Here is a 16,660-nt window from a genome sequence, read left to right as displayed (position 1 = left end):
AAGGGAGACCCCGCACTTGCAGAGCCCCGTTGCAGTTTCCGTTTCAGCATCGTGAAGACTTCAGCTGACCAAAACACCATTTTTCATAACCAGCTTGTCTCCCCGCAAACTATTTAAATCATTTAAAGGATTGCTGTCTACAATCAGCAGATCGGCAAATTTTCCTGGAGAAATACTGCCGCGCTGATCTTCAATCCCAAGGCATTCAGCGGCAACAATCGTAGATGCTTTGATGACTTCCATTTCCGACATTCCCGCTTCATGCATAATCGCTAATTCATCATAATAATAGCGGGGCGGGGTTAATGGAGAGCCACAGTCAGTACCTGTCGCAATCTTCACTCCGATTTGAACAGCCTCCTGCAGCATAGAGAAATGCGGTCCCACTACCTGCTTCGCTTTCTCAAGAGCATATGCCGGAATGTCCGGGCTGCTAATAAGCTGTCTCATGACAGCCATTGTCGGCACTAAAAAGGTTCCCTGATTTTTCATGATTTCAAGAGCCTGACGATCTGCGTAAATTCCATGTTCAATTGTGTCAATCCCGACCTCTAAACAATTCATGATTCCTTCAATTCCATCTGCATGGGCGGAGACCTTCTTATTTTTCTTAAGTGCCTCTTCTTTTGCAGCACTCAGTTCTTCAATTGTTAATTGGACGGAACCAGGTTCTTCCCCTTTGGTATAAATACCGCCCGTTGCCATCACCTTCACCAGGTCCGCCCCTTCTTTAAGCACCCTTCTAGTATTCTTGCGGACTTCGTCCGGCCCGTCCGATTCATAGCCTAAATAATAAACATGTCCGCCTGTCATACAAATAGGTGCTCCAGAAGCAATAATGGTAGGTCCTGCAAGCAAGCCGGAATCAATGACATTTCTTACATGTAATACAGTGCGATCCGGTGCACCCAAATCTCTTACCGTAGTGACTCCTAATTTCAGTGTATCTAATGCATGCTTGTAGGCTTCCAAAGCAATCCTGTCATTTTCTTCGTTTTTTATGACAGATTGCGGGTCTGCACTGCCATTCCAAACGAGATGTACATGACAGTCAATCAGGCCGGGAAGTATATGTTTTCCGGTACAATCAATGACTTCAAACCCTTCTGTTTCACCTGGCTCCCCTCGCTGCACCTCTGTAATTTTCCCATTTTCAACCTTAATGTATGAATTCTCCACCACCTCATCATTTAGTCCATCAATAATGCTGCCATTTATTAAGATCCATTTGGTGTTTGCCGGCATTGTAAAGCCCTCCTATTGTTTGATTATTCAAAATCATAACAATAGAAAGATTTTTTATCATTGTACACTACAAACAAAAAAGAGACAGTAATTTGTCCCTTTTAAACAATTCTATTGAAATGGATCTGCCTTCTGTTTATAGCTATGTATGGAAAATGCCAGCATCAGCATGGAATAATTGGATGGATTTTGAATATCTACTTGCATTATTTCGGTTATTTTCTGCAATCTGTACTTTACCGTATTTGGATGCACAAATAATTCACCGCTCGATTTTTGCAGATTGAAAAAGTGTTTTAAGTATGTATACAGCGTTTCAGTTAAGGAAGCATTTTTTTCCTGATCATAGGCAAACAATGGACCCAGTAATTCTTCATCAAAGTTTTGAAACAAATGATGGGATTGTAAGTTATAGGCTATTTTTTCAATCCCCATCTCATCCCAAAACACCATTTGTTGATCATGGATTTGGCCATGCAGCAATCCAACAGATGATTGGTCATACATCGCTTTCATTTTGCTGCAATGGTTCACCTCGTCTATCGCACTTACACCGATACGAATTCCTGGATAATCTGTCAGCATTTTTGCTAACCTTTCTCTGTCTAAAATTGAATCAATCACCCCGACAATTTTTCTGTTATAAATCCATAATCGGGAGTTTGTTTCATTTTCTATTAAACTCTCAGAGAGCATTTGAAGCTTGGACTGAAGTGTTTCCGGAGAGGAGGATTGCACCTGGAAAATGCATCTTACCTTCTTAAGGTCCATATAAAAGTCAGATAGACTCTTATCATCGGACTCACCTTGAAAAATACTTTCCAGCATTTCGATATCTTTGCTCTTTTGATAGTGAAGCAATGTATTTTTATTATAGGCAGCTAAGCTTAAAGCACGTATACCGTTCTTTATGACCTCTTCTGAAAACTTATCCGCCGTTCCATTTTGACAAATGATCAGATATCCAAGAAAGCTCATCTTAGAAAACAGCGGGGCTACCTTGAAATTCTGTTCAGCAAGACCATCCATTTTCACAGCTATATTGGTTTCACGATTGGTGAAGCGCACTTTTAACACGTTCTCTTTATGCTGGTTAATGATTAAATTAATCAGGTGCTTAATCTCATCTCTGGTTTGCTCTTTCGTTTTCCAATAGGCCATCAAATCAAAATACGGATCCAGCACGCACACAACATTGTTTATATATTCTCCTATTACTTTTACAATAGAATTCAGATCCTTTTCGAGGAGAACAATTTCCATCAGTTTTTCATTTAATTTATGGATTTTCGAAGCCTGTTCATTTTCCCTCCGATTTACCAGCTTATTATATTTTTCGTGGATGATATAGTATGGAATCTCTTGGGGGATTTCAAAAAGCGGGAAAGAATGGGTATGGGAGTAGTCAATAACTTCCTTTGGAATTGTTTTCAATGCTGCTGTATGAAAACCAATTGCACTAATACCGATCTCCTGCATCCATTCTAAATGGCTAACCATTTGCTTCACATCTTTAAATGCATGAAACGTAGTCATAACAAACCCTTTTTCTTTCATTCGGGATGTTTTTTCCGTAAGCTCCATGCTTGTTAAGTAGGCAATCTCTTTATTCATATTTTGCCTGCCGCCGCTCACCTGCAAAATATGATCCCTTTCCAACACATCTGCAAAGTCTTCAACTGTAATCATAAGATTCCCCCCTTTGGATAAATACTTATCTATGAATTTCTTATTTCTTTCAATATTTTGTTAATATTATAAAGGCACCTTATGATAAATAAAATGGATAAAACCTACTGAACATGTATGGGGTACAGCATTTGGCTGTACCCCATCATTAAGACCGCTCAATCATTTACCGAATGAAATACCCCACAAGAATCGACCCGGCACTATACACCAGCAGCAAAGCCATTATCACATTAAACTGACTTCTATACTTCGCCAGGAAGGATTGAAAAATCGATCCAAAAACACTCCAGCAAAAGGTGCTCAGGAAACCAACAAATGCAAGGAAAATGGAAAAGAATATCAGACTTGTATGTGAGGTGTGGTATGGGAGGATAAAGGTTGATATAACGGTAACCCCATATAAGATCCCCTTTGGATTAATAAATTGCAGAAGCATCCCGATTAAAAAGCCGTTATGCTTATCTTCACTATTGTTTTGGTCATCCGATTTACTGGTCATCATTTTAAGGGCCAAAAACAGCATATAAAGGACCCCAATGATGGTCATGATCAATTCAATCCTTGGAATGAATTGATGAAGCAATAGATTAAAATAACTGCAAATTATCATTATGACAAAGAACCCTGCGCTTACGCCCAAACAAAATCGAATCGTATTTCTTAAACCGAACCGGTTAGCGAATACCATGGCCATAATATTGTTTGGACCTGGTGTAAAGCTCGTAACAAAAACATATAAGAAAAAAGATAATAAAGACATAGCTGCTTTCCCCCTTTGCATGTGTGTTATAATGTACAAAAACGACATTATAACGATTTACTATATATTGTATTATACAGACGTTATATTGTACAGATGAAAGGAATGCAGGCATGGAGGAAATACATTTAATTCTTGCTAAGAATTTAAAGGCATTTCGAGAAAGCAAAAAATTAAGTTTAGAGAAGGTGGCCGAATTAACGGGAGTAAGCAAAACGATGATCGGCCAAATTGAACGGGGTGAATCAAGCCCTACGATCACAACCATTTGGAAGATCGCAAATGGTCTAAAGATCTCTTTTACCTCCCTGATTAATCATCCGCAGCCGGATACTCAAGTTGTTTTGAAGAAGGAAATTCAGACATTATCAGAGGATCATGGCAGGTATCGGGTATACCCTTACTTTCCTTTCGAAAACGATAAGCGATTTGAAGTGTATACCGTCGAAATCGACAAAGGCGGATACCTTAGCGCTGAACCACATATCGAAGGAACCGAAGAGTTAATTGTGGTCTTTGATGGGGAAATCACCATACGGGTTAATAACGATGAATATACATTAGAAAGCGGTGACTCCATCAGATTCAAAGCGGATCGGCCCCATACCTATCATAATTCAGGGAAATCTTTGGCACGTGTCAGTATGATTTTATTTTATCCGGCAGAATAAATGCGTTGCTATGATTGGCGTAAATCCAACTGAAAGCTTAAATTGACAAACCCTTCCGCACAAAAAGCAGCCTCCCGGGGCTGCTTTCCTTTTGTCTTTCTCATACTGTGTATCTAACCAATAAAGTGTGTATTCTAAGGTTTTTCCAGTAATAGCGCAATTCCTTGCCCACCGCCTATACAAAGTGACCCAAGCCCATATTTCACATTCCCTTCATTCATCTCCAGCGCCAGAGAATAACTAATTCGGGCTCCATTCGTTTCAACTGGATGTCCCAGCGATTGCGCCACCATTCACATTGACGACTTCCTAATCCAATTTCAATTCTTTGATTACGGCTAATGATTGTATATAGGAATCGGTTAATGTTCCCACAGCATATCATCAACCGGTTTGATAAAGAAAAGCTTACAGGTTTGCTTAACGTTGAGTAAGTGACATTATAATTGGTTGGATGTAAGGCCCTGCCATCTACAAAATGTAAATTTATTAACTTCAAACTAAACCTTCGCCGTATATCAAAGACAACAATAATCAATTTTTCAGTCCATTGACACTCCTAATCTTTCCGGATTTTTGGTATATTAACAGATGAGAATATTTGGAAGGGGAGAAAAGAATGAATGAACTAGTGTTTAAACAGTTTGAGAAGACAAGAGGTTATTTTATTAAAAAGATCGAGTCCGTATCAAAGGATGTAGCAAGTATACAGCCAGACGGTTTTAACAACACGATCCATTGGCATATTGGCCATGTATTAACGGTCTGTGAACAGTTTATGTTCGGCTTTCCCCGTAAAACGACCCATATCCCTGCAAACTATATTGAATTATTTGGAAACGGTACTAAGCCGGCTGATTGGAAAGGTGATATACCTGAAGCAGATGAGCTCATTATCCAGCTGAAGGATCAATTGGCCCGGATCCAGCAAATTCCAGCTGGACGGTTAAATGAAAAGCTAGATAAACCATTTCTGGGACTTGAAACCTTTGGTGAATTAGCCGAATTTGCGTTATTTCATGAGGCAAACCATTTGGGGCATATTCAAGCGATGGAACGGGTTATTCATCATACAGGAGTAAAGAGCTAAAAAAGGAAAGATCATTTTAATTTTAGTCTTAAAAGTGACAAAGGGTGCCCATCGATATTACGTATATCACCATTGGGCATCCTTTCTTATCTAAATCTACTCTCTCGTCCCCAGAACATCCGTATTTGGCGGTTCATACCCTAACTGGCGGGCCATCGCCATTATCTGTCCTTTGTGATGGTATTCGTGAGTGACAGTATGCATGAACAGTTTTCGAGGAGTCATTGAAATCTCCTCCGTTGATTCTCTCCAAGGAATAGGCTGCACGATTGACTCATCCATTTTTTGAGAAAATGACTCAAGAACTTCATACACATAAGCATCTGCTTGTTCAAACAGTGTCCTGATTTCCTCGATACCGATTGTCGGAATGTTTTCTCTAGGTGTGATAGGCTCCTTCGTTTTTAATAAAACAAATGATCCTAGCCAGCCATGATAACAATTCGCTATATGAACAAGTGTGTCACGCACACTCTGCCAGCCGAATCCCATTTCACACGTAAAATCTTTTGGATCCATTTTACTGCAAAAGTCCAAGAGCACTTCTCGATTCTCTTTGACCCATTCATATTCCTTCCGCTCCATTGTATCCATCCTCTTTTCTTTCTACTCTTTACTTTGCCTGGAACCCTGGACTTTTCGAATATAGATGATCTGTCCAATATGATAAGTGTTATGTGAGCACAAATTTGATAACGCCCCCCACCAAAGCGCGTCTACAGGAAAATGGGGGATTTATTCATGCAATTTTGATTCCGTGGCTGCCTCAATCTCATTTTGCCACTAAGCTGATCCCTCGTCTAATCGTCGTACAAGATCTTGCCATTTCATTTCGGTAAAACCTTCAGCAGAAACCAAAAACACTTAAACGGCCTTAGCCCTATGGAATATAGAGCTAAAGCTGCCTAAAGCTTTTTTAATATTTCCATGTCTACTTGACAGGGGGGTCACATGAAAATGCATTACTAAACTGAGGGACAGGCACTCATTACTGCTCCTTTTCCTTAAAAAACAATTGTTTTGTTTTCATGAACAATAATCCGGTCTTCTAAATGCCATTTAACCGCTCTGGCAAGAACACTTCGTTCAATAGAACGTCCGCTCTTTTTTAGATCATCTATATGATCCCGGTGGTCAACACGCTTGATATCTTGTTCAATGATTGGTCCTTCGTCAAGATCGTTTGTAACATAATGAGACGTTGCCCCAATTATTTTTACTCCGCGCTGATGGGCTCGATCATATGGCCTCGCACCAACAAATGCAGGAAGGAAAGAGTGATGAATATTAATGATCTTGAATGGATGAGCCCCCACAAAGGCTGGCGTCAAAATTTGCATATATCTTGCTAAGATGATTAAGTCAATATCAAATTCTTTTAAAAGCTGCAGCTGTCTTTCTTCAACTTCAACTCTATTTTCTTTACTTGCTGGTATGTAAAAGAATGGAATATGCAAGGATTCTGCAATCTCTCTTGCTTCCTCGTGGTTGCTCACAATAAGAGCGATGTCGGTAAGCAAATCACCACTTTGCCATTCCCATAACAGCTCACGTAAACAATGAAGTTCTTTTGATACGAAAATGGCTGTCTTCTTCAATTCATAAACAAATGCTAATTTCCATTCCATTGAAAATGTTTCTGCGATTTCCTTAAATTGACTCTTCAACTCTTCTTCCTTCGACTGTAAACCAGGACATTCAAACTCGATTCGTATAAAAAAGGTGCCACCCTCTGGATTTGTCGAATATTGACTCGATTCAATAATATTAGCATCATGCTGGAACAGAAACTTGGATACAGCAGCCACAATACCCGGTTGATCAGGACAATTGATAAGCAGCCGCCCCCTGTTTTTTTGACTTTCTCTAAATACTTGAAGTTGTTCTTGAATAGATGAATTCATATGAATCTCCTTTTTTAATTTTAATAACTATAATAGACTTATTGGTTTGGATTTAAAAGCATATTTTTATTTTTTATCAAGTTATTTATTTGGGTTTATGGGATAGTAAACATGGAGTAAAGCTGAAGTCTTGGTGCCAGCCCTTTCAATGGAATGTCTACGAAAGAGCTACTCGAATAAGCGGCAGCTCTTTTTTATCTAAAAGATTGTTGTTTTTTATGATTTTGTGATTAAAAAACAATGAGTGAGAAGAGGTTGATTTCCACTCCAGGATGCTCAGCGAACCGCGGGGCGGGGGCGGTGTGCCTCCTCGGCTCGCAGCGCCTGTGGGGTCTCACCATTGTGCGAAAACAGCCTTAAGATTAAATAGGTTAATGATTGGATTCGACCTTACAGAGAAGGGACCGTGTCTATCCTGCAAATAATAAAGGTGCCCTACTACGGTGAGTGAATTCTTAAACACACCGAGAGTTTTGCACCTCTTGGGCAGTCCAATGGAATCTTCCATCATACAGATACATGTCAAAAACGGTTCCCTAGCTTTCTTCCTGAAAGCAAAAGAACCGTCCTTAGTTTCTCATAATCACATTCCAAACTTCTTCAGCCTTTTATAAAAAGTACTTCGTGGAATGCCAAGGAATTTTGCTGCTGCTGTTACATTTCCATTTGTCCGTTTTAAAGCGTCCAGCATTAAATCCCTTTGGATTTTCTCACGTGTGTTTAAGCTTGTTTCTTCCACTTTGCCTTCTTCAAACGGATTCGCTGAAGCGGAAGAATAATTCAAGTTTAATAGCTCTGGAGGCTGTTCTAAAATGGTGTAGTCTGACTGTTGTTCTGGGAGCATGATGTGCAGCCGTTCGATCAGATTGGTTAATTCCCTTATGTTTCCTGGCCAGTCATAGTCTCTTAATCTGGTAATCAGATCTTGGATGTCTATGCTGCCTATGCTCCAATTGTTCTTTTGGCAAATATGCTTAATGAGATACGGGATATCTTCTTTTCTATTTCTTAAGGGCGGAACATCGATTGGATATACATTTAAACGGTAATAGAGGTCCTCACGGAATTCTCTCCGTTTTACAAGGTCAGTAATGTCACGATGTGTCGCCGTTATGATCCGGACATCCAAAGAAACTTCTTTGGTTCCGCCAATAGGGGTGACCTTCCTTTCCTGAAGGACACGCAGTAAAGCTACCTGCATCGTGTGCGGAATTTCACCAATTTCATCAAGAAAAATCGTCCCCCTTTGAGCCTGTTCAAATTTCCCTTTATTTCCTTGACGTTTTGCCCCGGTAAAAGCCCCTTCTGCATACCCAAAGAGTTCACTTTCCATAAGGTCTTTAGGAATAGCTCCGCAATTCAACGAGATAAAAGGGCCGTTTTTGCGAGGGCTGTTATCGTGAATGGCCCTTGCAATCAACTCTTTGCCTGTACCCGTTTCCCCTGAGATAAATACGGTAGCATCTGTTGGAGCAACGAGTTTCACTTTCTTTAATGTGTTCTGGAAAATCTCACTTACTCCACATTCCCCTTTAAATACAAAGGAGTCTGCTGGTCTTGAGGGAAGGAAGCAAGCTTTTTGATGAGCCACATTCACTTCAGACAGGAAAAGGCAGATTCCATTCAGACAGTTGTCTTCCTTTGTATAGATAGGCATTTCAGACTTGATCCGGTATCTGTTATGCAGTAATTCCTGCAGATTCATTCCAATGACCTGCGGTATTTTCTCACGGACGGGTTTACTTGCGGATATGATTTGTTTGTGCTGATTACACACGATGAAGAGCTGGCTGTGATGGGTCTCAGCTAATTGGGATGCTTGCCGGACCATGGTGATTTCTTTTCTGTGGGATCTCTTAATTAATTCTTTTTCAATCGCATAAGCAATGGAAGTAACCATGCCAATCATAAAAGGGTGAGATTGCTCTACGGGACATGAAACATCGATGACTCCAAGTAATCTTCCATGGTCGTCCATAATGGGAGTGGCAGAGCAGCTCCATTGATGAGAAGCCACAGAGTAATGCTCAGGGCCCTGAATCATGACTGCTTCTTTTGTTGCCAATGCCGTTCCGATTGCATTAGTCCCGACAGCGCCCTCAGTCCAGCGTACGCCTTCCATAAAGTTAATTCTGCTGGCATCCATTAAGGTTTTTTCATTCCCTAATAGGGATAATACATATCCATCAGGATCGACCAATAATGCCATCATGCCAGAACTTTTTATCATCGGATCCATCTTTTTTAAATACGGGTCAGTCATTTCGATAAGCAGTGAATTTTGAGCTTTCTTATTATGTAATTCCTCTTCAGTTAATAAATGCATGCCTTTATTCAAATATGGGTTTACTCTTTCTTTTTTACATCGGTACCAGGATTCCAAAATTCGTTTGTCTAATCGTGATTGGTCAAGAACACCTTCATGAACAAATCGCTTCCAAGTATCAAAATAAAAAGTAGTATCCATGGAGCCCCCTCTATTCAGAAAAATTTTCCGGCATACATTTATTTCATTTGAACATGAGTCTCTGAGTGTTAATAGGCATTTTTCAAGTTTATTATATTAAATTATGTATCCGCTTTCAATAAGCAGCGGTTCCTTATTATGAATATTCAAAAAAATAAACTTCGCGCATTAGCACGAAGCCTGAAATGATCTTATAATGATGGATCTACCAATATTTTAATTTGGTTTTTATTTTTCGTGAGTGCTTCAAACCCTTCAGTAACGATTTGATCAAGGGAAATTTTTTTCGTGATGAACTCTGTTGCTTTCATTTGCCCATTCGCAAGCAATTGAATAACTTGCGGGAAGATGTTTCGATAAGCTATGATACTAGTCATCTTTCTCTCTGTTAAAATAAATTGGTTTACCGGAATGCTGGCAGGTTTTTCCCATATACTGATATTCACTACATTCCCTTCCGGTTTTGTCGATTCAATTGCGGTATGAATAGCAGCCTCGATGCCAGCTGCCTCAAATGCAACATCAACTCCAAGCCCATCAGTAAATTCTTTTATGGCTTGAATGGGGTCACTTTCTAAAGGATCCATGACAAGGTCTGCTCCAGCCTGTTTTGCAAAATCCCTTCGTTCCGGGGAAACCTCGACTGCAACGATTTTACTTGCACCAGCTGCCTTAGCTGCTTGAATAACCAACAAACCGATTGGCCCTGTTCCAATAACAGCGACTGAATCCCCAATCTTCATGTCACTTTGGCGGACAGCGTGAACGGCAACAGCTGCCGGCTCAACTAGAGCTGCCTGTTCCCATGTCATATGGTCCGGAATTTTATGAATCATCTTAGATGGCACCACACTGTATTCTGAAAAGCCGCCTAATCCGCCGGAAAGACCGATAAAACCTAAATGTTCACAAACATTATAGTGTCCTTTACGGCAAGAGCGGCATGTTCCGCAGCTGTAAATCGGTTCTACGCACACGCGGTCCCCCACTTCTATTCCAGTTACATCTTCCCCAACGGCAGCGACCACCCCGGCAAACTCATGACCCATGACAATCGGCGCCTTGTCCTTCGATATGGGGTGGGGTTCTTCTACTGGGATAAAAATGGGACCGGCCAAATATTCGTGCAAATCTGACCCGCATATGCCACAATAAGAAACCTTTATTTTCACCTGATCCTTTTCAAGAGAAGGCTCAGGAATTGTTTCCAAACGGATATCTTTTGTGTTATACCAAAGAGCTGCTTTCAATCAAATCCCCCCTTTTATACATGAACAGCATGACCAACAGCACTTAGCAGCGCTTCATGAACGGCTTCAGAAAGGGTTGGATGGGCGGAGATGAAATTTTCCATCAGGTCTGCTGTCAATTCTGCATGAAGCATGACAGCTCCTTGCCCAATAAGCTCTGTTGCATGAGCTCCCACGATGGAAATTCCGACGATTTCCCCGAATTCCGGATCGATCATAACCTTTACTTTTCCAGCCTGTTCATTGGCGATTAGCGCCTTGCCATTTGCCGAGAATGGAAACTCACCCATTCTGATATCACCATATTTTTCTCTCGCCTGCTTTTCTGTTAAGCCAACACTTGCGATTTCAGGTGATGTGTAAATACAGCGGGGAACAGCGCTGGCATGAAGTACAGCATCCATCCCACAGGCATTTAAAGCCGCCACTTTTCCTTCATGGAAAGCCATATGGGCAAGCTGAATTCCACCGACTACGTCACCGCATGCATAAATGGAAGGGATGTTTGTTTGCATATGGTCATTCACATGGATCCCCTGATTGGAAAAGTCAACCCCTGCACCTTCTAAACCCAAGTGATTGACTCTAGGCTTGCGGCCAACGGAAACGAGAACCCGGTCTGCCTGAATTTCATGGAGTCCCTTATCGTCTTCAATGAACGCTTTCTTCCGGGCTGCTTCCAAATGCTTGAGAGCAGCAGAAGTGTAAATCGCTGCGCCGTCTTCTTCAAGCTGTTTATGTAAGACACCAGCGATATCCTCATCTTCGCCTGGAAGGAGCTGACCCGCCATCTCGACAATGGTCACTTTTGTGCCCATTCTGCTGAAAATACTGGCAAACTCACAGCCTATTACACCACCGCCGACAATCAGCAGCGAGGATGGAATCGACTGAAGTGACATTGCCTGGCCGCTATGAATCACCCATTCTCCATCAAAGGGGGCGAAGGGCAATGGGGCAGGTTCGGAACCTGCCGCTATGATTATGTTATCGGCCTTCATTTCTTGCTGATTTCCATTGCTCACAACCTGCAGAACCTGACTTGTCTTGAAAGAGGCCGTTCCTTTAATTACCTTCACTTTATTTTTCTTCATTAAATATTGAATCCCTTGAACAAGAGTTGAAACGATCCTGTTTTTACGATCCTGGACCGCATTCCAATCAATTTCTATTAGCCCAGATGGCAGACGAATCCCAAACTTATTGGCATGATATAGCTGGCTGTACACTTCAGCACTTTCTAACAGAGATTTTGTAGGCATACAGCCCTCATTTAAACATGTTCCTCCAAGAGGCCCTTGGTCAATAATGGTCACTTCCTGTCCCTGCTGGGCAGCCGTAATGGCAGCTACATATCCAGCAGGTCCACCTCCAATAATGGCGATCGATCCCAAAGCATTCCCTTCTTTCTATAAAAGCATCGTAACCGGCTCTTCCAAAAACTGTTTGACTGTTTGTAAAAACGCTGCTGCCGGTGCTCCATCAAGGACACGGTGGTCAAACGTCAGACTGAGAGGCAGGATGCTTCTTTTTTCTATTGTTTCCCCCTTAAAAACCGGCGTATCATAGACAGCTCCGACTCCAAGGATCCCTGATTCCGGCGGATTTAAGATTGGGGTAAAATGTTCCACACCGTAAGAGCCAAGATTACTGATCGTAAAGGTAGATCCCTGCATCTCCTCGCTGCTCAGCTGCCCAACTCTTGCCTTCTGTGCCAACGTTTTAATGCTACTTGACAATTCAATGAGTGAACACTTTTCAGAATGGCGAATAACTGGAACAACTAAGCCCTTATCAATAGCAACTGCCATTCCAAGATGCACATGCTTAAATAAATGGATTGTTTCATCAATATAGGCACTATTCATTTGCGGATGCTGCTGAAGCGAAAGCACCACTGCCCGAGCGATAAAGTCAGTCACCGTCAGTTTATTCTCATAACGGTTTTGGATCGTTTCGGCTGTTTGCTTCTGCAATGAGATTAATTCCGTCACATCCACCTTCATGTTCATCGTCAGCTGTGCGGTCTGCTGCAGGCTATCATGCATTCTGCCTGCAATAACCTTTCGAATGCCAGAAACCTTCATTTCCTGAGCCTGTTCAGCTGTTTCCAAGGCGGATTTGTCCATTTGCTCCTCTTCTGCCTTTTGCACACGGGATTGTTTCAAAGCTTCCTGGACATCTTCCTTTGTAATTCTTCCTCCAGGTCCTGTGCCCTGGATTTCACTAATATTGATGCCGCCCGCTTCTGCCATTTTTCTGGCTACTGGAGAGATTTTTACGCGGTCTCCACCGCTTTTCACCTGCTTGCTCTTCTCTGGAGATTCAGCATCTGCTTTAGGCTCCTCAGTTTGTACAGAGGCACTCACCGGAGCAATTTTTTCACCAGGATTGCCGATATAACAAATAACAGCTCCCGGCGGGACTCCTTCCCCTTCAGGAACGGCAATTTCCAATAATGTTCCTTCTGCTGGAGATTCTACATCAATTTCAATTTTTTCCGAGCTGACACTTGCAATCGGTTCTCCTTTTCCAACCCGATCCCCGACCTGCTTGTTCCATATGGATACCGTTCCTTCCTTCATGGCCATTCCCAATTTTGGCATTACAACTTCTACTGACATGGTTATCCCGCCTTCCCATTACACTTCAAGAGGTGTTCCTAATAACTCCGATACCACTTTCACCACTCGTTCTGCTTTTGGCAGATAAAGATCTTCAAGCGGCGGAGAGAATGGTACGGGAGTATGAGGGGCTGTGATCCGTTTGATTGGTGCATCAAGGTAATCGAATCCTTTGTCAGCCACCAGTGCGGCTATATCTGTCGCTATACTGCACCTAGGATTCGCTTCATCAATCACAATGAGTCTATTTGTCTTTTCTACTGATGAAAGAATCGCTTCTTCATCCAATGGTGAAAGGCTCCGCGGATCGACAACTTCAATTTCAATTCCTTTTTGAGAAAGCTGTTCGGCAGCCTCCAATGCGGTATGAACCTGCTTCCCTATGGCTACAACCGTCACGTCTGAACCTTCCCTTTTAATATCTGCTTTGCCGATTGGAATTGTATAATAGCCTTCCGGGACATCACCTGTCATGTTATAGAGGGTCTTGTCTTCAAAAAAGATGACAGGGTCATTATCCTCGATTGCCGCAAGCAATAATCCCTTTGCTTCATATGGGGTTGATGGAACGACCACTTTCACACCAGGGATTGCAGTAAATAGTGCATATAAACTTTGAGAATGCTGGGCAGCGGCTCTAAATCCGGCGCCATGCATCGTTCTGATCGTGACCGGAACCTGGGCCTTTCCGCCAAACATGTAACGGAATTTTGCCCCCTGATTTAAAACCTCGTCCAAGCAGCTTCCGATAAAATCATTAAACATTAATTCGGCAATGGGACGCAGTCCGGTAGATGCAGCAGCCATTGCAGCTCCCATATATCCCGCTTCCGTAATCGGTGTATCTAAAATCCGCTCCCGCCCAAACTCCTGGACAAGACCTTTCGTGACCCCGAGCACACCGCCCCATGCATCTTCATCCTGTAAGTGGTCCACCTGGGCTCCGCCGGCAACATCCTCACCCATTAGAATGACATTCTCATCCTTGCGCATCGCCAGTTTCATAGCCTCATTGATCGCCCCTGACATACTTACCTTTCTTGTCATGAAAGACTCCTCCTTTTATTTAAAGTGTCCTTTAGTCAAAACATTGTCTTGTATACTCTTATAACTAATAAGAGACATATACGTCCGTTAACAGCTCAGATGCATTCGGATAGGGACTTTCTTCGCTGAACTTTACAGCCTGATTCACTGCTGCCTCAACAGATTCTTCAATTGCCTCAACTTCCCTTTCAGCAAGCAGCTGCTCATTCAACAAATGATTTCTAAAGAGGAGAATGGCATCTTTATCCTGCTTGTGCTCTGCTTTTTCCTGATCTGCTTTGTAGGTTTGGGCGTCCCCTTCAAAATGGCCATAATTCCGGTATGTCACACATTCAATCAGTGTCGGACCTTCCCCGCGTCTTGCCCGCTGAACAGCTTCTTCAGCAGCCTGGTATACAGCCAGAACATCCTTCCCATCCACCTTGATGCCAGGAATATTGTAGGCAATTGCCCGGTCCACAATGGACTTACAACTCGATGCATACGAAAATGGCGTCGCTTCCGCATATCCATTATTTTCAGCAACAAAAACAACAGGAAGCTTCCAGATCGCAGCCAGATTAATTCCCTCGTGGAAAGTCCCATGGTTCTGGGCACCGTCACCAAAGAAGCAAACGCTTACATTTTCAGTCTTCTTATACTTGGCTGTAAGTGCTGAACCACAGGCGAGCGGAAATCCTCCACCTACAATTCCATTGGCTCCAAGCATGCCTTTATCAAAGTCGGCAATATGCATGGAACCTCCCTTGCCTTTACATAGCCCTGTGACTTTTCCATAAATTTCAGCCATCATCCCATCCAAATCACAGCCTTTCGCAATGCAGTGCCCATGTCCGCGATGGGTGCTTGTTATGCTGTCCTTGTCATTTAAATGCGCACAAACCCCAACAGCGACCGCTTCCTCACCTGCGTATAAATGAACAAATCCCGGCAGGATTCCCTTTGCAAACAGCTCATGAACTCGATCCTCAAACTGACGGATCTCAACCATTTTTTGATACATCCACTGGGCTTTCTCCTTTGATAAAGCTACATCTTTACTGCTTTCCAATGCTTTCATTCTTTCAGCCTCCTTGGAAAAATAGATTTCAACTAAATTAATTGCAAGAACCGTGCCAAGATAGTAAGCCGCTAAATTCAGCAATTTTTGTATAATTTTGCGCGAAAAAAATAGACAAAACGAGACAGTGTCTCGATTTGTCTACTTATGTTTCTACTAAAAAGGATTTCTATTTTGCAGACGGAAGAAGCCAGCCAGCACCAAAGAGAGCAGCATCCATCATGGCTTCGAGTTCTAATTTCTCTTTGGCTTTAGCAGTTGATTTTTGCTTATAGAGCTGAGAAAAAAAATAAATGAAATTGCTTAAAATATTTACTAAAATAAAACATTTCACCTTTGGTTTTTTTGGTATAATTTAGCAATAAATATCAAAGGTGGTTATTATGAACTATTTTCTTAGTTTTATTCTAGCTGTATCTCTTACTTCTTTGTCTTATTTTTTCGGCAGTATCTTTACTAAGAATGCTATTTCTGTTTTAGCAGCATTCATAATTGGTACTTCAGTAGTATCGTTAGGATCCATTACGGAGGCATTAGGTGCCCCCATCTGGTTAATTGTTTTAATACCTTTTCCTGTTGGGATGTTTCTGCTCTATCTTTTTATGAAAAAACCTTTGCCTATTTGGTTTCTTACCTATATAACAATATTAGCCTTGTATTCTGTCATTCACGTCATAATGAGTTACTTTTTTAACTTCCACTCATTAATTCCTGCTTGGAAATTGTCGTAATTTAATTTAACGGTAATCCTCTTGGATTCCCTGAAACCAGGCCCCTCTGTCATTGAAGTTATGAATTGGTGCAAAGGGAAATCTAGGATGCAGACTCCTTGGAAAATTTATTTCATCTA

At 41.8% G+C, this 16,660-nt stretch carries 14 protein-coding genes and 2 pseudogenes; 3 read left to right on the top strand and 13 right to left on the bottom strand.

Features of this window, described 5'->3' with window-relative positions:
* Positions 1-60 precede the first annotated feature (60 nt).
* The 3 genes from MKY20_RS14865 to MKY20_RS14855 all read right to left on the bottom strand — a co-directional run bounded on the left by MKY20_RS14865 (position 61) and on the right by MKY20_RS14855 (position 3,697).
* Positions 61-1,245, bottom strand: coding sequence for a metal-dependent hydrolase family protein (locus tag MKY20_RS14865; RefSeq protein WP_341001754.1), 1,185 nt, complete (start codon positions 1,243-1,245; stop codon positions 61-63).
* A gap of 111 nt (positions 1,246-1,356) precedes the next feature.
* Positions 1,357-2,934: a helix-turn-helix domain-containing protein gene (locus MKY20_RS14860; RefSeq protein ID WP_341001753.1), complete on the bottom strand. Its 1,578-nt coding sequence runs from the start codon at positions 2,932-2,934 to the stop codon at positions 1,357-1,359.
* A gap of 166 nt (positions 2,935-3,100) precedes the next feature.
* Positions 3,101-3,697, bottom strand: coding sequence for a LysE family transporter (locus MKY20_RS14855; protein WP_341001750.1), 597 nt, complete (start codon positions 3,695-3,697; stop codon positions 3,101-3,103).
* Positions 3,698-3,810: 113 nt separating this feature from the next.
* Here MKY20_RS14855 and MKY20_RS14850 point away from each other — a divergent pair, with 113 nt between their 5' ends.
* On the top strand, positions 3,811-4,368 hold the full coding sequence (locus MKY20_RS14850) for a helix-turn-helix domain-containing protein (RefSeq protein WP_256815137.1): 558 nt from the start codon (positions 3,811-3,813) through the stop codon (positions 4,366-4,368).
* A gap of 134 nt (positions 4,369-4,502) precedes the next feature.
* Here MKY20_RS14850 and MKY20_RS14845 read toward each other — a convergent pair.
* Positions 4,503-4,716: pseudogene (locus MKY20_RS14845) on the bottom strand (acetyl-CoA C-acyltransferase); the annotation flags it as partial.
* A gap of 271 nt (positions 4,717-4,987) precedes the next feature.
* On the opposite strand from MKY20_RS14845, the gene MKY20_RS14840 reads away from it, so the two are divergent.
* Positions 4,988-5,458, top strand: a complete 471-nt coding sequence (locus MKY20_RS14840) for a DinB family protein (protein WP_341001746.1) — start codon at positions 4,988-4,990, stop codon at positions 5,456-5,458.
* Positions 5,459-5,554: 96 nt separating this feature from the next.
* Here MKY20_RS14840 and MKY20_RS14835 read toward each other — a convergent pair whose 3' ends face one another.
* The 9 genes and pseudogenes from MKY20_RS14835 to MKY20_RS14795 all read right to left on the bottom strand — a co-directional run bounded on the left by MKY20_RS14835 (position 5,555) and on the right by MKY20_RS14795 (position 15,810).
* Positions 5,555-6,043: a DinB family protein gene (locus tag MKY20_RS14835; protein WP_251267021.1), complete on the bottom strand. Its 489-nt coding sequence runs from the start codon at positions 6,041-6,043 to the stop codon at positions 5,555-5,557.
* 21 nt (positions 6,044-6,064) lie between these two features.
* Positions 6,065-6,184 (bottom strand): annotated as a pseudogene (locus MKY20_RS14830) (DinB family protein); the annotation flags it as partial.
* A gap of 278 nt (positions 6,185-6,462) precedes the next feature.
* Positions 6,463-7,362 carry a formyltetrahydrofolate deformylase gene (purU, locus tag MKY20_RS14825; RefSeq protein WP_341001743.1) on the bottom strand — a complete coding sequence of 300 codons (900 nt, stop codon included), beginning with the start codon at positions 7,360-7,362 and terminating at the stop codon, positions 6,463-6,465.
* Between the two features lie 583 nt (positions 7,363-7,945).
* Entirely contained in the window at positions 7,946-9,829 is a 1,884-nt protein-coding gene (locus tag MKY20_RS14820) for a sigma-54-dependent Fis family transcriptional regulator (protein WP_009333898.1), read from the bottom strand.
* A 191-nt stretch (positions 9,830-10,020) separates the two neighbouring features.
* Positions 10,021-11,079 carry a 2,3-butanediol dehydrogenase gene (locus MKY20_RS14815; RefSeq protein ID WP_019382247.1) on the bottom strand — a complete coding sequence of 353 codons (1,059 nt, stop codon included), beginning with the start codon at positions 11,077-11,079 and terminating at the stop codon, positions 10,021-10,023.
* Positions 11,080-11,093: 14 nt separating this feature from the next.
* Entirely contained in the window at positions 11,094-12,473 is a 1,380-nt protein-coding gene (gene lpdA, locus MKY20_RS14810) for a dihydrolipoyl dehydrogenase (protein ID WP_341001737.1), read from the bottom strand.
* A 15-nt stretch (positions 12,474-12,488) separates the two neighbouring features.
* Positions 12,489-13,703, bottom strand: a complete 1,215-nt coding sequence (locus MKY20_RS14805; RefSeq protein WP_341001735.1) for a dihydrolipoamide acetyltransferase family protein — start codon at positions 13,701-13,703, stop codon at positions 12,489-12,491.
* A gap of 18 nt (positions 13,704-13,721) precedes the next feature.
* A complete protein-coding gene (locus MKY20_RS14800) occupies positions 13,722-14,750 on the bottom strand; it encodes an alpha-ketoacid dehydrogenase subunit beta (protein ID WP_256815125.1) in 1,029 nt (342 codons plus the stop codon).
* A gap of 64 nt (positions 14,751-14,814) precedes the next feature.
* Entirely contained in the window at positions 14,815-15,810 is a 996-nt protein-coding gene (locus MKY20_RS14795) for a thiamine pyrophosphate-dependent dehydrogenase E1 component subunit alpha (protein ID WP_341001730.1), read from the bottom strand.
* A gap of 383 nt (positions 15,811-16,193) precedes the next feature.
* On the opposite strand from MKY20_RS14795, the gene MKY20_RS14790 reads away from it, so the two are divergent.
* Positions 16,194-16,541, top strand: coding sequence for a hypothetical protein (locus MKY20_RS14790; protein ID WP_341001727.1), 348 nt, complete (start codon positions 16,194-16,196; stop codon positions 16,539-16,541).
* Positions 16,542-16,660 lie beyond the last annotated feature (119 nt).

The sequence above is a fragment of the Cytobacillus sp. FSL W8-0315 genome (assembly GCF_038002905.1).
GTDB classification, from domain to species: domain Bacteria; phylum Bacillota; class Bacilli; order Bacillales; family Cytobacillaceae; genus Cytobacillus; species Cytobacillus pseudoceanisediminis.
The sequence above is the reverse complement of the archived record's forward strand: the minus strand, read 5'-3'. Positions and strand labels throughout refer to the sequence as shown.

What these genes read in the sequence shown, in the direction of transcription:
- MKY20_RS14865 (WP_341001754.1), bottom strand. Translation starts at nt 1,245, where the DNA reads ATGCCGGCAAACACCAAATGGATCTTAATAAATGGCAGCATTATTGAT.
- MKY20_RS14860 (WP_341001753.1), bottom strand. Translation starts at nt 2,934, where the DNA reads ATGATTACAGTTGAAGACTTTGCAGATGTGTTGGAAAGGGATCATATT.
- MKY20_RS14855 (WP_341001750.1), bottom strand. Translation starts at nt 3,697, where the DNA reads ATGTCTTTATTATCTTTTTTCTTATATGTTTTTGTTACGAGCTTTACA.
- MKY20_RS14850 (WP_256815137.1), top strand. Translation starts at nt 3,811, where the DNA reads ATGGAGGAAATACATTTAATTCTTGCTAAGAATTTAAAGGCATTTCGA.
- MKY20_RS14840 (WP_341001746.1), top strand. Translation starts at nt 4,988, where the DNA reads ATGAATGAACTAGTGTTTAAACAGTTTGAGAAGACAAGAGGTTATTTT.
- MKY20_RS14835 (WP_251267021.1), bottom strand. Translation starts at nt 6,043, where the DNA reads ATGGAGCGGAAGGAATATGAATGGGTCAAAGAGAATCGAGAAGTGCTC.
- purU (WP_341001743.1), bottom strand. Translation starts at nt 7,362, where the DNA reads ATGAATTCATCTATTCAAGAACAACTTCAAGTATTTAGAGAAAGTCAA.
- MKY20_RS14820 (WP_009333898.1), bottom strand. Translation starts at nt 9,829, where the DNA reads ATGGATACTACTTTTTATTTTGATACTTGGAAGCGATTTGTTCATGAA.
- MKY20_RS14805 (WP_341001735.1), bottom strand. Translation starts at nt 13,703, where the DNA reads ATGTCAGTAGAAGTTGTAATGCCAAAATTGGGAATGGCCATGAAGGAA.
- MKY20_RS14800 (WP_256815125.1), bottom strand. Translation starts at nt 14,750, where the DNA reads ATGACAAGAAAGGTAAGTATGTCAGGGGCGATCAATGAGGCTATGAAA.
- MKY20_RS14795 (WP_341001730.1), bottom strand. Translation starts at nt 15,810, where the DNA reads ATGAAAGCATTGGAAAGCAGTAAAGATGTAGCTTTATCAAAGGAGAAA.
- MKY20_RS14790 (WP_341001727.1), top strand. Translation starts at nt 16,194, where the DNA reads ATGAACTATTTTCTTAGTTTTATTCTAGCTGTATCTCTTACTTCTTTG.